Raw genomic sequence first — 14,603 nt, 5'->3', positions numbered from 1 at the left:
GATATGTCAGAATCAATGAAGAAGCAAAGCCAGACGGATGATTTGAAGCTTTGGTATAAGAAGCCGGCAGATCATTGGAATGAGGCTCTGCCCATCGGCAACGGCCGATTGGGGGCGATGGTCTTTGGCGGGGTCAGGGAGGAAAAGCTCGCGCTGAATGAAGACAGCCTGTGGTATGGCGGGCCAAGCAACCGGATTAACCCTGACGCGCGCGCCAATCTGGAGACGATCCGGAATTTGCTGAAGGCAGGCCAAGTACAGGAAGCACAGCAATTGGCGGTGTTGGCATTGTCGGGAGTGCCGGAGTCGCAGCGTCATTATGTACCACTGGGGGAGCTTACGCTGGTGATGCAACATGGAGGAATGGTGGACTCCTACGTCCGGGAGCTGGAGCTATCGACAGGTGTGGCTGCGGTTAGGTATGCAGCGGATGGCGTAAATTATTCAAGAGAAATCTTTGCCAGCTTCCCGGATCAAGTGCTGACACTACGCTTGACGGCAGATACACCCGGAGCGGTCAGCTTCACGGCCAGAATGCGCCGAGGCCCGAACAATCGTTATTATGACGAATTGGTACAAGTAGATCAGCGGACGCTTGTGATGAGAGGAAACGGAGGCGGCACGGGCGGTGTCGATTTCCGGACGGTGCTGCGGGTGGTTGCGGAAGGCGGCAGCGTCAGACTTGTCGGTGAGCATTTGCTCGTGGAGCAGGCGGACAGCGTAACCTTACTGTTAACCGCCGCCACCACCTTTCGCTATACCGATCCGGAGGCTGAAGCACTGCAGCGGGTGATAGAGGCGGAGGGGCTGGGCTACAGCTCATTGCATGCGCGGCATACAACGGATATAGGGGCGCTGATGGACCGGGTATCGCTGCAGCTGGGCGAGAGCAAGCCGGCTGCGGAGTCCCTGCCTACCGATGCCCGGTTGGAGCAGGTGCTGCAGGGCAAGCTTGATCTGGGTCTGATCGGACTGTATTTCCAATTCGGGCGTTATCTACTAGTGGCGGGCAGCCGTCCCGGCTCCTTACCAGCCACGCTTCAGGGTTTATGGAACGATCATTTTCTTCCGCCATGGGACAGCAAGTATACCATTAATATCAATACCCAGATGAATTATTGGTTGGCAGAGCCGGGAAATTTGGCCGAATGCCATGAGCCATTGTTCGATCTGATTGAACGTCTGCGGGAGTCCGGCAGGGTAACGGCGAGAGAGATGTACGGCTGCCGGGGATTTGTTGCTCATCACAATACCGATATATGGGCCGATACGGCTCCGCAGGATCATTATGTCCCGGCCACCTACTGGGTGATGGGGGCTGCCTGGCTCTGTCTGCATTTATGGGAGCACTATAAGTATGGGCAGGAGCAGGCTTTTTTGGAGCGGGCTTATCCTGTGCTGAAGGAAGCGGCTGAATTCTTCGAAGATTTCCTGACCGAGCTGCCGGACGGCAGAGCCGTAACGAACCCTTCCGTATCGCCGGAGAACACCTATCTGCTGCCGGACGGCACACAAGGGATATTATGTATAGGCGCTTCCATGGACAGTCAGATTCTGTATGAACTGTTCAGCGCCTGCATTCAAGCGGCTGATGTACTGGGTACAGATCAGGATTTCCGGGAGCGGCTGGTGGAGCTTCGCGGCAAGTTGCCGCAGCCCGAGATCGGTAAACATGGCGGGCTGCTGGAATGGCTGGAGGATTATGAAGAAGCGGAGCCGGGACATCGCCATATTTCCCATTTGTTCGCACTGCATCCTGGTACCCGATTCTCGATAAAGGATACACCGGAATGGGCAGAGGCTTCCCGTATTACACTGGAACGGCGGCTGGCTAACGGGGGTGGCCATACGGGCTGGAGCCGGGCCTGGATCATTAATCTGTGGGCCCGGCTGGAGGACGGGGAGAAGGCGGGGGAGAATGTACAGGCGCTGCTGGGACATTCCACCTTGCCGAACCTGCTCGATAATCACCCGCCATTCCAGATTGACGGGAACTTTGGCGGCGCGGCTGGCATCGCAGAGATGCTTCTGCAAAGCCATACCAGCGGGCTGCGCCTGCTTCCAGCTCTACCGGATCGCTGGGCGGAAGGAGAAGTGAAGGGCCTGCGGGCCAGAGGCGGGGCGACGGTCGATCTGTTGTGGCGCAGGCATACACTTGTGGAAGCCCGTATCCGCCTTGACCGGGCAGGGAGATGTACGGTTCTGGTTACAGGCGAGATGGAGCTGACCGGAGAGGAGCAGGAGCGGGTATTGACCTATGAGTATTTCGCTTCCGGCGGGCTAAGCTGGCAGGCTGAAGCAGGAAGCTGGTATGTACTGCGTGCCAAATCGTAGGCTGATCCTGCCTTACTGCTAACCGATTCTGATTGCCGGCTTGCCGAAAAGTCGGATTGCACATTTGGCTCGATGTTTACTTGTGTAAGCCTGTAGAGGGCAGGCCGCTGCCCGAACAATAACAAAACAGCGTCCCTCTAGGCTGCAGCATTGCTGGCTGATGAGGGACGCTGGCGTATTTGGGATATTCCTTTGCAGGCTACAGCACATCCTGGTTATATCGCAACCGGGCCTGTTGATGCACGTGGAATTAGTGCTACCGGTACGGTTTTGAAGACCGGCTCCTGCTGCGGCTGCAAAATAAGGTCTGCGATCATCTCGCCCATAGCTGCGAAATTTTGATCGACGGTGGTGAGCTGGGCGCTGCCCGTTACAGCCCATTCGATATTGTCAAAGCCTGTAATGTTCATCTGCTCAGGCACCTGGATCGACAGGCTGAGGCAGCACATATATACGTTGAATGCGACCTCGTCATTTTCACATTCAATCGCCGTTACGCCGGAACGATACAAACTGTTGATGGTGTGCTTGAGCATATGGTGGTCTGTACTCAAATTCATATGGATAACCTCCGGGGGAACCGGCAGATGATGGTCCTGCATACATTGCATGAACCCTCTGTAGCGCTCCGAGAGGCTGGTTCGCTCCTGTGGGGTGAATCTGGATAAATAAGCGATGGTGCGGTGCCCGTAATCAATGAGATGACGGGTCAGCATGTAGCTGCCGCCATAGTTGTCGCAGACGATGCTGCTCAAATAGCTGATGTCATGTGGCGTATCCAGAATGATGACCGGCTTCCCGTTGTCCGCGAAAAGCTTGAGAATCTCGGTTGGCAGTTCACCACCCGCAGGATAGAGGATCAGCCCGCCTACAGGCTGGGAGCTGAGATGCAGAAGCAAGCTGCGCTCCTGCTCCAGGTCGCGCTCGCAAATATGAACCGCCAAATGGTATCCGTGCGCAGCCAGTTGCCTGGAGGCCGCCTCCACGATCCGCAGCATCCCGCCCTCGGTTACTGCAAACGGCAGGACAAAGGGAAGGGTGGTACCGGATGTCGTGGTCCCCTGGGCTGTCAACGATTTGGCAGGCTCTATAGCAGCCCTGTCGGAAGGACGTCGCACGAAGCTCCCCACACCGCGCTTGCGGTACAGAATGCCTTCCTTCTCCAGATCGTCGATGGCCCGTTTGGAGGTAATGCGGCTGACGCCATATTGCTCGGACAGGCCTTTTTCAGTACAGATCGGCTCGTCGTAGCTGAACTGCTTTTGCCCGATAAGCGACAAAATGTCTTCCTTTATAATTTGATATAGCAATTTGGGGGAATCATTTGACATAGCTTTCTCCGATTTCGTTTTATGACTTAGTGTATCAAACCTTACGGACAAGTCAATGTTATCATCTTTATTCAATTTTCATTTTTTCGCAGATGGTAGGCCCTATTTCGTCAGCCTTTGCACGTCCGCTTCAACCATGTACCAATTAATGAATTCCTCTCCACAGAGCGACTCTGATATTTGTACATAGTTTTGCGTGATTATTGTTATATCAAATAAAAAGTATTGCATTTTATATTATACAAATCAATAATATGATATATCAAATGGTTTTTGTTATAAATCTATCTTAGCAGGAGGTACATTATGCTGAATGAGAAGCAAATTAACCGCATGCTGTCAAAGCTCCAACGTTTTGAAACAACACTGGAGCCGATGCTGTTCCAGCCCATTGACCAGGTAGAGATGTCCATGTTCCATACGGATCGGCAATTCCATGCCATTCCGGAGGAGGAGCGGTTCACTCCGTGCCTGCCCGGCGATCGCTATCAAGGTGAGGGAAGCTATTGCTGGTTCAAAGGGCAATATGCCGTTCCGGCTGAACATGATGGAAAGACGTTGTATATCAAACCGAATATCGAAGGCTATGAGGCGATGTTGTGGGTGAACGGCAAGCCGTTCGGCACATTTTGCAGCAAAATCGTCGTAACTGGACATGGCAATCATTACTGTGATCTGCTGAAGCAGCAGGTGGACGCCGGAGAAGCGATCGATATTGCACTGGAGTATTATGCCGGGCATTATGTGAAGGGCTGCTTTCCGTATGAAGATAACGGGCTGCGTACCTTTGATTACGCCTATAACGGTGTGGACATTTGTGTGATGGACGAAATTATCGCCGATTTTTATTTTGATTTGCGGACAGTGAATCAGTTGGCCTCTTCGCTGGATGCGCACAGCTTCCGCCGCGCCGTTATTTTGAATGCGCTTACGGAGGTTCATAAGGTTTTGTATTATTCTTTGGAATACGTTGAGCGGGAGGCATTTTACGATGGGCTTAGGCTAGCTGCTCCGCTGCTCAAGGATGTATTGAAATCGACGAATTCAGATTCGGCTCCGTTCGCCGGGCTGATCGGTCACTCTCATATGGACACGGTCTGGTTATGGCATCGGGACGAGACCATCAAAAAATGCGCCCGCACATACTCTAACCAGATCAGCTTGATGGAACGTTATCCGGAGTATAAGTTCATCCAGAGCTCGGCGTATCATACCGAGATGATTCGCCTTAATTATCCTGATTTATTCGAGGATATTCGTCAAAAGGTGCAGGAAGGGCGTTATGAGCCGAACGGGGCCGTCTGGGTGGAGTGCGATTGCAACATCACGTCCGGGGAGTCGATGATCCGGCAATTTCTGTGGGGACAACGCTATACGCGGGAGCATTTTAACTACACATCCAACGCATTCTGGCTGCCGGATACCTTCGGATACAGTGCTGCGATCCCGCAAATTATGAAGGGCTGCGGGGTGGATTATTTCCTGACGACTAAGCTGAGCTGGAACGATACGACGGATTTCCCTTATGAGACGTTCTATTGGAAGGGTATTGACGGCACCCAGGTGCTGACGCATTTCAACCGGACACATATTTGGCCTGATGCCGAGAGCGTGATTGATTTTGTGGTGGATGGTAAAAGACACCATGATCCGATCCGTGAGAAGACAGTGAACAATATGCGACTGCTGTCCTACGGCTTTGGCGATGGCGGCGGCGGACCGCAATTTGAAATGATCGAGATGGCTCGCCGGATCAAGGACCTGGAAGGTGTGCCGCGTACCGCTCATGTCACGGCCGGTGAATTTATGCGCAAGCTGGAAGCTTCTGTGGTGAATCCGTCCACGCACACTGGAGAGCTCTATCTGCAATTGCATCGCGGAACTTTGACCAATCAGCATACGATCAAGCGCAATAACCGCAAGGCGGAATTTTTGCTTCGCAATCTGGAGTATATTACGGTCGCTGAAGCGGTTAAGGCGGGAAGTATCGTAACGGACGAAGGCATTCGTTCATTGATGGAGACGCTGCTCGTGAACCAGTTCCATGATACGCTGCCAGGAACATGTATTCCAAGAGCCCATGACCAGACCAATGAAGAAATGACAGCCCTGCTGCATGATGGTGAAAATCTGCTGCTGGAGCGTCTTTCCCTTCAAGATGTGGAGGGCAGCCTTACAGTCATCAACACACTATCCTTTGATCGGGAAGACGCGCTTTATTTGGCGGTGGCTGAAGGGCAAATCGTGGAGGGAGGCTATCCGCAGCAGCACTTTGTGGACCTGAGCGGACGGCATAAGCTTACAGTGGGCGGATTGCACATCCCGGCGCTATCGTCATCAGCGCTCAAGCTGGTGGCAGGTGCGCCGGACCCATCCTCTGCTTTCTCCTATGACGGAGACACGCTGGAAACGCCGTTTGCGATCATTGTATTTGATGAGAACGGCTTTATCCGTTCCTTCACCGATAAGCGAAATGGCCGGGAGCTTCGCGGAGACGGCCTGCCGTTGAACACCTTCCTGATGGCGGAAGACGCGCCTAGCGCCTGGGATAGTTGGGATATTGATGCGGATATTGAGCTGAAGCTGGTCCCTTGTGCCAAGCTGCTATCCCGCGAGGTGGTTGCGGACGGTGCAGTGGAGTTCAGAATCCGCAGCCGCTATGAGCTATCCCCATTATCAAGCCTTAACCAGGACATGATCTTCTATGCGGCCAGCCCGGAGGTGCGTTTTGAGACGGTGATGAACTGGCAGGATGACCATCGTCTGCTCAAAACAGCCTTCCCGACTTCAATCCATACCGATTTTGTTCGCCAGGAGGTTCAATTCGGCTATTTGCGTCGTCCAACGACCCGCAATACGAATGAAGAGAAAGCGATGTTCGAGGTGCTCAACCATAAATACAGCGATTTGTCGGAGAATCGTTACGGCATTGCCTTGTTGAATGATTGCAAATACGGCATCTCCGTATTGGGCAGCGAAATGCGGCTGACGCTGCATAAGGGCGGCGTCCGGCCGGATTATCGCGGCGACAAAGGGCTGCATGAGTGTACGTATTCTTTCTATCCGCATGATGAAGGCTTTGCGGCGTCTTCCGTTATTCAACCGGCGTATCAGCTGAATTGTCCGCCGCTTGTGATCGCCGGACAGACGGAGATCGCTCCGCTGGCAACCATTGCAGCGGACAATGTCATTATCGAAACAATCAAGCCGTGCGAAGATGGGGAGCGGGCCTTCATCCTGCGGCTGTACGAGGCGGAAGGCACGTATACAAGAACTCATCTGAAGCTGGGTAGCGCAGGACTGACCGCACAGGCCTTGACCAACATGCTGGAAGAGCCGCTGGAGCCGCTTGGCGGAAGAAGCGAGGCGGAGCTGGTCTTCCGTCCATTTGAGATTAAGACCGTCAAGATTGCTTATTAGAGCGGAGGGAAGATATGAACAAACGTATCTATTTGGATGCCGGCTATTCTGATCAGGAACGGGCAGAGGATCTTGTCAGCCGGATGACACTGGAGGAGAAGGCGGCACAGCTATTGCATCAGGCGCCGGCCATCGAACGGCTAGGTGTGCCGCAATACAACTGGTGGAATGAAGGGCTGCACGGGGTGGCGCGTGCCGGCACAGCGACGATATTTCCGCAGGCAATTGCACTGGCTTCTATCTTTGATGAAGCGTATCTTCAGGAGATTGCAGCTGTGATCGCTACAGAGGCGCGGGCTAAATATAATGAAAGTCTGCGCAAGGGAGACAGGGATATCTATAAAGGACTGACAATGTGGGCGCCGAACATTAATATTTTCCGTGACCCCAGATGGGGGCGGGGACAGGAAACCTATGGAGAATGCCCGTATTTGACGGAGCGTCTGGGCGTGGCCTATATAAAAGGGCTTCAAGGCCAAGGAAAGCGGCTGAAGGTCGCCGCCTGCGCCAAGCACTATGCAGTGCACAGCGGCCCGGAACAGGGACGGCATGAATTCAATGCGGTTGTCTCGCTCAAGGATTTGTATGAGACTTATCTTCCAGCTTTTGAAGCCAGCGTGAAGGAAGGTAAGGTAGAGAGCGTGATGGGCGCCTATAATGCGGTTAACGGTGTACCCTGCTGTGGCAATCATTTTTTGCTGGAAGAGATTTTGCGGCAGAACTGGGGATTTGACGGACATGTCGTCTCGGATTGCGGCGCGATCTGTGATTTCCACAATCATCACAAGGTAACGGCCAATGCCGCAGAGTCCGCCGCAGTGGCCTTGAAGAATGGCTGTGATATCAACTGTGGACATACGTATCTCCATTTAATGCAAGCTTACCGCGAGGGGCTTATCAGAGAGGAGGAAATTACGACGTCAGCCGTGCGCCTGATGCGGACGCGCATTCGGCTGGGGATGTTCGACGAGGCCGGAGAGTACGACAATATTCCTTATGAGGTGAACGATTGCCAGGAGCATCGTGACAAATCATTGGAAGCGGCGCGCAAATCCATGGTGCTGCTCAAAAATAACGGCCTGTTGCCGCTGAACAAAAGCAGCATCTCCTCCATCGCTGTTATTGGCCCTAACGCCGACAGTCAGACCATGCTGCGGGCCAACTATTTTGGCACAGCCTCGAAGTATGTGACGATCCTGGAGGGGATTCAGGCGGCAGTCGAACCAGGCACCCGTGTCTATTATTCCGAAGGCTGCCATCTACTGCGCAGCTCTGTGGAGGAAGGTGCCCGCCGAAATGACCGTCTGTCGGAAGCACTCGCGATGGCTGAGCGCTCCGATGTCGTCGTGTTATGTCTGGGGCTTGACGCTGACATCGAAGGCGAAGAGGGGGATGCCAGCAATCCTTATGCCAGCGGTGATCGGGTTGACCTGGGCCTGCCGGGTGTCCAGCAGGAGCTGCTGGAGCGGATTACTGCTGTAGGCAAGCCGACCGTGTTGATTTTGGGGACGGGAAGCGCGCTGGCTGTGAACTGGGCCGATGAGCATTGCGATGCGATCCTCAATGCCTGGTATCCGGGTAGCCTGGGTGGTATCGCCGCCAGCGATCTGCTGTTCGGGGAATACTCGCCGAGTGGCAAGCTGCCAATTACCTTTTACCGGAGCACGGATGATCTGCCAGCATTTACGGACTATAGTATGGTTGGACGGACCTATCGATATATGGAGCAGGAGAGTTTGTACCCATTCGGCTTTGGCCTGACGTATTCCAGAACGGAGCTGTCCGGCCTGCTTGCGAGAGAGGAAATTGCTGAGGGAGAGGTCTGTGAGGCAACAGTTACGATTACGAATACAGGGGCCTATGCCATCGAAGAGGTGATTCAGCTTTACGTGAAGGATCTGGAGTCGGCTTATGCCGTCACCAACTACAGTCTGGCGGACTTCAAACGTGTGGAGCTGCCGGTCGGGGCGTCACAAACCGTAACGTTGCGGGTTCGACCTGCCTCCATGCAGGTTGTGACAGAGGCGGGAGAACGCCAATTCGACAGCCGGCGCTTCAGAGGATATATCGGCACCTCGCAGCCGGATGAACGGAGCGTGGTGCTGTCCGGAAGCACACCGCTGTCTTTTGAGTGGGGTCTCGTCTAAACCGGCTTCGTTGTATCGTAAAGGATATCTTTTTTCGTTATGAAAACAGGAAAGCGGGCGCTTCTCCCATTATGGGGAAACGCCCGCTTTGCATTTTTTGGTTATAGCTGCTGTAGTCTGTAAATGTGGGTCTCAGGGAATTTCTATTGCTGCAGTTCTTTCTCCAGCGCCGTTCCCATTTCGCGAGAGCGTTCCGCACAGCGGTTCACCGCAGCGATGACGTTCTCGAAGAAATCACCGCGCTCTAGTACTTCAAGCGCCGCCTGGGTGGAACCGTTCGGCGAGGTAACCTTCTTGCGCAGGGCCGCCGGTTCCTCACCGGTCTGCTGTACCATCCGGGCTGCGCCGAGTACGGTCTGGACCGTCAGCTCCGCACTTTGCTCAGAGGATAGCCCGCCACGGATACCGGCGGCGATCATGGCCTCCATCATGTAGTAGATGTAGGCAGGACCGCTGCCGGAGATGCCAGTCAGCGTCTCCATGCGTTCCTCATCGATAACGGTTGTGATGCCTACCGCATCGAAGATGTTAAGTGCCAGACGGCGGCTGTCTTCATCCACTTCTTTGGAGAAGGCCAGGCCGGTTGCGCCAAGCCCGATGGAGCTGGAAGTGTTGGGCATCGAGCGTACAACAGGCTGCGGAGTGCCTAGCAGCCCTTGCATCGTGCGGATGGACATTCCGGCAATCACCGAGATGACAAGCTGGCCGGGAGAGAGCAGCGGTCCCAGATGGCGCAAGGCCTCTGCGGTATCCTTTGGTTTCATAGCCAGCACAATCACGGGAGCGCTGCGGAGATACCCGTTTTTCTGCTCAGGGTCATTCGATCCCTGAACGCCATAGCGGGCCCGAAGCTCAGCCAGGCGTTCGTTGCTGCTGCGGTTCAGCATGATGATATTTTGCGAAGATACCACATTGCGGTTAATCAATCCGCGGACAATAGCTTCAGCCATGGAGCCCGCACCGTAGAACACGATCTCATGATTAAGCAATGGAATGGATTGCTGTTGACACATAAGGTTAACGCCCCTTTGAATAATGAATTTAGCCCCGGATCTGGCCGTTGCCGTATACTTTATATTTTGTTGATGTAAGTGCTGGGAGTCCCATAGGACCACGGGCGTGCAGCTTCTGCGTGCTGATGCCGATCTCAGCTCCGAATCCGAATTCGAAGCCGTCAGTGAAACGGGTGGAAGCATTATGGTATACGGCAGCCGCGTCGACTTCTTGCAGGAAGCGGGCTACATGGTCGGTAGTTTCAGACACGATACACTCCGAATGTTTAGTTCCGTATCGTTCAATATGCCCCATTGCTTCATCCAAATCCCCGACGATTTTGATGTTCAGAATATAATCGTTATATTCTGTCGCATAGTCTTGCTCCGTCGCCGGAAGCGCCCAAGGCACAAGAGCCACGGTCTCTGGACAGCCGCGTAGTTCTACATTGGCTTCGCGGAAGGCTTCAGCCAGCGCTGGCAGATGGACCTGTGCATAGTCCCGGTTTACAATCAAGGTTTCCATGGAGTTGCAGACGGAAGGACGCTGGGCCTTGGCGTTAAGGCTGATATTAAGCGCCATTTCCGGATCTGCATCCGCATCCAGATACGTATGGCAGATCCCGGCACCAGTCTCAATGACAGGTACGGTAGCATTCATTACCACGTTCTGGATCAAAGAGCTGCCGCCGCGCGGGATGATGACATCCAGCAGACCGTTCAGCTTCAGCATTTCATCGACAGAAGCACGGCTAGGGTCTTCGATCAGTTGCAGGGCATTTGGCGGGAGCGCTGTTGTGGCCAGGGCCTTATGCAACACTTCCACGATCTTTCGGTTGGAGGAAAGGGCGGAAGAGCCGCCACGCAGCACAACTGCGTTGCCAGTCTTCAGGCAGAGTCCTGCCGCATCCACTGTGACGTTGGGACGGGCTTCATAGATGATGCCGATCACGCCCAGTGGCACGCGGATTTTCTCAACAGACAGGCCGTTCGGCCGTTCAAAGGTTTCCAAGGTGTCACCTACTGGGTCGGGTAGTACGGCAATTTGCCGCAGTCCTTCAGCGATCCCCGCAATCCGAAGCTCATCCAGTGCCAGCCGATCCAGCATCGATTCTGGCGTGCCATTCTGACGTCCGCGCTCCAGATCTTCAGCGTTGGCGGCGATAATCGCAGCTGCTTCATGCTGAAGCGCTGCAGCCATCACCAGCAAGGCTTCATTTTTCTGGTCGGTGGTCAATTTAACTAAGGATCCTACGGTCTCTTTGGCCAAGGTTGCTTTGTTTACAACTTCACTCATAATATTTCCCCCCTGATTATAAATAGTATGAAAAAGACCCTCTTATCTCAGTGTAATCCATTCGTCGCGGTGGATAACCTCCAACCGGTGAACCTCTCCGAGCTTCGGCACGATTTCGCGGCTGGGCAATCCTTGGATGCTGCGGAGCTGGCTGTCGTCATAATTGACAATGCCGCGCCCCAGCAGATGAGCGTCCGGTCCCAGCACCTCAACAACATCGCCAGCATGAAAGCTGCCGTCAGTTTGCTTGACCCCGATCGGGAGCAGGCTGTGCCCGCCGTTAAGTAGAGCTTCAACGGCTCCTGCATCAATATGCAAGGTGCCGAGTGGGGTAGACATGAAACCCAGCCATTGCTTCTTAACCGGCAGAGAAGATAGGGTAGTGGCGAAGTAAGTGCCTTTGCCGGTTCCGTCGGCTGCAAGCCGGAGATCGCCCGGATCGGCGGCCCTGCCGATGAAGACCGGGACACCGCCACGCGTAGCAATCTTGGCGGCATCGATCTTGGAGCGCATGCCACCGGTACCGACACTGGAGCCAGCTCCCCCGGCGATCGCGTATATCTCGGGCGTGATCTCATCAACTTGATGATACTTCACAGCATCCGGCGTTGTGCGCGGATCACCACTGTACAGGCCGTCCATATCCGTAAGTACCAAGAGGTGGGAAGCCTTGAGCAGATTGGCGACCAGTGCTGACAGCGTGTCATTGTCGCCGAACTTCAATTCATCGACAGAGACCGTGTCGTTCTCATTGAATACGGGTACAGCCCCCTGCCGGAGCAGCTCTTCCACGGTCATTACGGCATTGTTCATGGCCCGGCGGCTGCAAAAGTCAGTCCGGGTGAGCAGGATTTGCGCTGCGATGATACCATGCTTGGTGAAAGCCTCTTGGTAGGCCTGCATAAGCAGCGCCTGGCCTACTGCGGCAGCGGCTTGCTTCTCATGCAGCAGCCGCGGGCGCACCGGGTAGCCGATGCTGCGGAACCCGGCGGCTACCGCTCCGGAGGTGACCAGCAGCACCTCCGCACCCCTCTCGCGCAGCCCGGCAATCTCGGCTGCGAAGAAGGCGATAGCGGCATGGTTCAGGCCGCCCTCCGGTCCGGTCAGCGAGCTGCTGCCGATTTTGACCACTATTCTTGTCGTCACTTTGTGCTTCACTTCCTCAAGATTGATAAGAATCTTCTGAATTCTGGGTAAATGCAAAAAAGCCCCCATCCTTAGACTTAGCAAAGGACGAAAGCTTGAATTCACTTCCGCGGTACCACCTTCATTGATGAGGGTTCATCCGACTTCATTCTCATAACGGGAGGGTCCGTCCTGCTGCATGCAGGCCGCTCAGGGGTAGGCTTCAGAACAAAACCGCGGTAAATTCTCTCAGCCTTCCGGAATTTACTCTCTGGGCGCGGGTGGACTCGTTCTTACTGGTCCCGTCAGCACGTTTCAGTATTTGTCCTATAGAATAACATGGCAAAGGGCGGTTTGCAAAGGGTGGACGGCCTTTTTATTTTAGGAGACTAAAGTGTCCTGAAAAAGATGTTTATCCTCGGGGAGAACGGGTAAAATACTTATAATCTGTTACCAGGAGGTGGATGCAACTTGAGTAAAGACAACAATACCAAACAGGAACAGAACCAATCCGCAAAGGAATCCGCTGAGATTCAGAGCAACGCGTTGCGCGAGTTCATCGAGGACAAGACCGGCAATCCCGGAACCAAAGGACTGGTGGACGAAAGCACTGCAAGACTCTCTGATGATCAGAACCGATTGATTACTCAGCATAATTTACGTAAATAAGGCTGCAGATGTTCTAAATATGGAGACGAAAGAAGCCGCCGGACAACCTTGCAAGGTGTCCGCGGCTTTTCTCATGTGTAAGGACCCGACAGTAAACGCCGGGTTTATCTCATAGCAGAGGATAACAGTTTTTGCATAGTATGCTGTTATGCTTCTTCATCCGTCAGAGCAGCCACAGTTGTGCGAAACGTCTTCATAAAAGCTTCCGCTGCCTTGGAGAGATAACGGCCCCGGCGGTATGCGAAGACCAGCGTCCGGCTCGGTACAGGCTCAGCCAGCGGCAGGTAGACAGGCACAAATTCACTGCGCGGTGCCCGGGCGATGAAATGAGGCACAAGCGTAACCCCCATGCCTGTAGCCACCAGTGACTGCACGGTCTCCATATTGTTGCTCTCAAAAACAATCTTCGGCTCAAACCCCGCCTCCCTGCACAGCTCAATGGTCAGCTTGCGGAAGCCCTGGCCTTCCTTCAGTACAATAAAAGGCTCATTCTTCAGCTCCTCCAGCGAAGTGCGGATTCCATCCTTGCTGCGGGCTGCAAGAGGGTGATCGGCGGGAACCGCCAGATCAATCCGTTCCTCTCCCAGCACTTCATAGGCCAGTGCAGGAACCTCTAAAGGGAGAGACAGCAGACTAAGGTCGGTTTGTCCCCCAGCGGTCAGCTTCTCCAGATTCATAGAGGAGTCTTCGAGCAGCGCAATCTCAATCTCCGGATAGCTTTGCTTGAAGATCGGCAGCACATGCGGAAGCAAATGTGCGCCTGTAATCGGCATGCTGCCGACCACGACACGGCCGGAACGCAGCTCCGAGATATCGGACATTTCCTGGCGGAGCAGCTCTACAGCATCGATAATGATCTGGGCTTGCTCTACAAATTTTGTCCCGGCATGGGTCAGCTCAACGGAGCTGGTATTCCGCTGGAAGAGCAGGACCCCCAGCTCCTTTTCCAGCTTGGAGAGCTGCTGGCTGAGCGAAGGCTGAGCGATATGCAGCTTCTCTGCTGCCCGCGAGAAATTTCTTTCGGCAGCGATTTGTAGTGCATATTGTAATTGTCTGAATTCCATATTCCAAAACTCCCCGGTGTTAAATCACTTCTCTTATAAGTATAACCTATGACCATAACATTTAATATAGGAATCCTGCTGTCAGCCACGGTGGATCTTGTCGATCACCTCACTGCTTCGGCTATTTCGCTTTGTTCATTTTGTTTTTACGTACTGAAAATCATTTTAACGTTCCCTTTATATTAGAACGCTTTTAATTGAATGATATAGAAATTAATGAAAAT

Annotated in this window: 9 protein-coding genes; 4 read left to right on the top strand and 5 right to left on the bottom strand. The window is 53.8% G+C overall.

The annotated features are described in order from the left end of the window. Nucleotides 1-3 precede the first annotated feature (3 nt). Nucleotides 4-2,334: a glycoside hydrolase family 95 protein gene (locus tag HPT30_RS22945; RefSeq protein WP_246317364.1), complete on the top strand. Its 2,331-nt coding sequence runs from the start codon at nucleotides 4-6 to the stop codon at nucleotides 2,332-2,334. 215 nt (nucleotides 2,335-2,549) lie between these two features. On the opposite strand, the gene HPT30_RS22940 is transcribed toward HPT30_RS22945, so the two are convergent. Then, on the bottom strand, nucleotides 2,550-3,665 hold the full coding sequence (locus HPT30_RS22940) for a GntR family transcriptional regulator (protein WP_175373640.1): 1,116 nt from the start codon (nucleotides 3,663-3,665) through the stop codon (nucleotides 2,550-2,552). A 306-nt stretch (nucleotides 3,666-3,971) separates the two neighbouring features. Here HPT30_RS22940 and HPT30_RS22935 point away from each other — a divergent pair, with 306 nt between their 5' ends. Then, on the top strand, nucleotides 3,972-7,085 hold the full coding sequence (locus HPT30_RS22935) for an alpha-mannosidase (protein ID WP_175373639.1): 3,114 nt from the start codon (nucleotides 3,972-3,974) through the stop codon (nucleotides 7,083-7,085). 14 nt (nucleotides 7,086-7,099) lie between these two features. Continuing rightward, entirely contained in the window at nucleotides 7,100-9,232 is a 2,133-nt protein-coding gene (locus HPT30_RS22930; protein WP_175373638.1) for a glycoside hydrolase family 3 C-terminal domain-containing protein, read from the top strand. 143 nt (nucleotides 9,233-9,375) lie between these two features. On the opposite strand, the gene proC is transcribed toward HPT30_RS22930, so the two are convergent. From proC to proB, 3 genes are read right to left on the bottom strand one after another with little or no spacing between them, the layout of a single operon-like run. Beyond that, nucleotides 9,376-10,245 (bottom strand): pyrroline-5-carboxylate reductase, encoded by an 870-nt coding sequence (gene proC, locus HPT30_RS22925; RefSeq protein WP_175373637.1) that lies wholly within the window; start codon nucleotides 10,243-10,245, stop codon nucleotides 9,376-9,378. 28 nt (nucleotides 10,246-10,273) lie between these two features. After that, the gene (locus HPT30_RS22920; RefSeq protein ID WP_175373636.1) at nucleotides 10,274-11,521 is read right to left on the bottom strand and encodes a glutamate-5-semialdehyde dehydrogenase; all 1,248 of its coding nucleotides are present in this window, start codon (nucleotides 11,519-11,521) and stop codon (nucleotides 10,274-10,276) included. Nucleotides 11,522-11,563: 42 nt separating this feature from the next. Next, the gene (gene proB / locus HPT30_RS22915; protein ID WP_312876366.1) at nucleotides 11,564-12,667 is read right to left on the bottom strand and encodes a glutamate 5-kinase; all 1,104 of its coding nucleotides are present in this window, start codon (nucleotides 12,665-12,667) and stop codon (nucleotides 11,564-11,566) included. 450 nt (nucleotides 12,668-13,117) lie between these two features. Between proB and HPT30_RS22910 the strand changes: the two genes are divergently transcribed. Beyond that, nucleotides 13,118-13,315, top strand: a complete 198-nt coding sequence (locus tag HPT30_RS22910; protein WP_175373635.1) for a hypothetical protein — start codon at nucleotides 13,118-13,120, stop codon at nucleotides 13,313-13,315. A gap of 146 nt (nucleotides 13,316-13,461) precedes the next feature. Here the strand turns inward: HPT30_RS22910 and HPT30_RS22905 are convergent, their stop codons facing one another. Then, complete coding sequence (locus tag HPT30_RS22905) at nucleotides 13,462-14,379, bottom strand: LysR family transcriptional regulator (protein ID WP_175373634.1); 918 nt, start codon at nucleotides 14,377-14,379, stop codon at nucleotides 13,462-13,464. Between the last annotated feature and the right edge of the window lie 224 nt (nucleotides 14,380-14,603).

Source organism: Paenibacillus agri (assembly GCF_013359945.1).
GTDB classification, from domain to species: Bacteria; Bacillota; Bacilli; order Paenibacillales; family Paenibacillaceae; genus Paenibacillus_AQ; species Paenibacillus_AQ agri.
The sequence above is the reverse complement of the archived record's forward strand: the minus strand, read 5'-3'. Positions and strand labels throughout refer to the sequence as shown.

Bases quoted from the DNA above. Each gene is read 5' to 3' on its own strand.
- proC (WP_175373637.1), bottom strand. From the start codon at position 10,245: ATGTGTCAACAGCAATCCATTCCATTGCTTAATCATGAGATCGTGTTC.
- HPT30_RS22920 (WP_175373636.1), bottom strand. From the start codon at position 11,521: ATGAGTGAAGTTGTAAACAAAGCAACCTTGGCCAAAGAGACCGTAGGA.
- HPT30_RS22905 (WP_175373634.1), bottom strand. From the start codon at position 14,379: ATGGAATTCAGACAATTACAATATGCACTACAAATCGCTGCCGAAAGA.
- HPT30_RS22930 (WP_175373638.1), top strand. From the start codon at position 7,100: ATGAACAAACGTATCTATTTGGATGCCGGCTATTCTGATCAGGAACGG.
- HPT30_RS22940 (WP_175373640.1), bottom strand. From the start codon at position 3,665: ATGTCAAATGATTCCCCCAAATTGCTATATCAAATTATAAAGGAAGAC.
- HPT30_RS22935 (WP_175373639.1), top strand. From the start codon at position 3,972: ATGCTGAATGAGAAGCAAATTAACCGCATGCTGTCAAAGCTCCAACGT.
- HPT30_RS22945 (WP_246317364.1), top strand. From the start codon at position 4: ATGTCAGAATCAATGAAGAAGCAAAGCCAGACGGATGATTTGAAGCTT.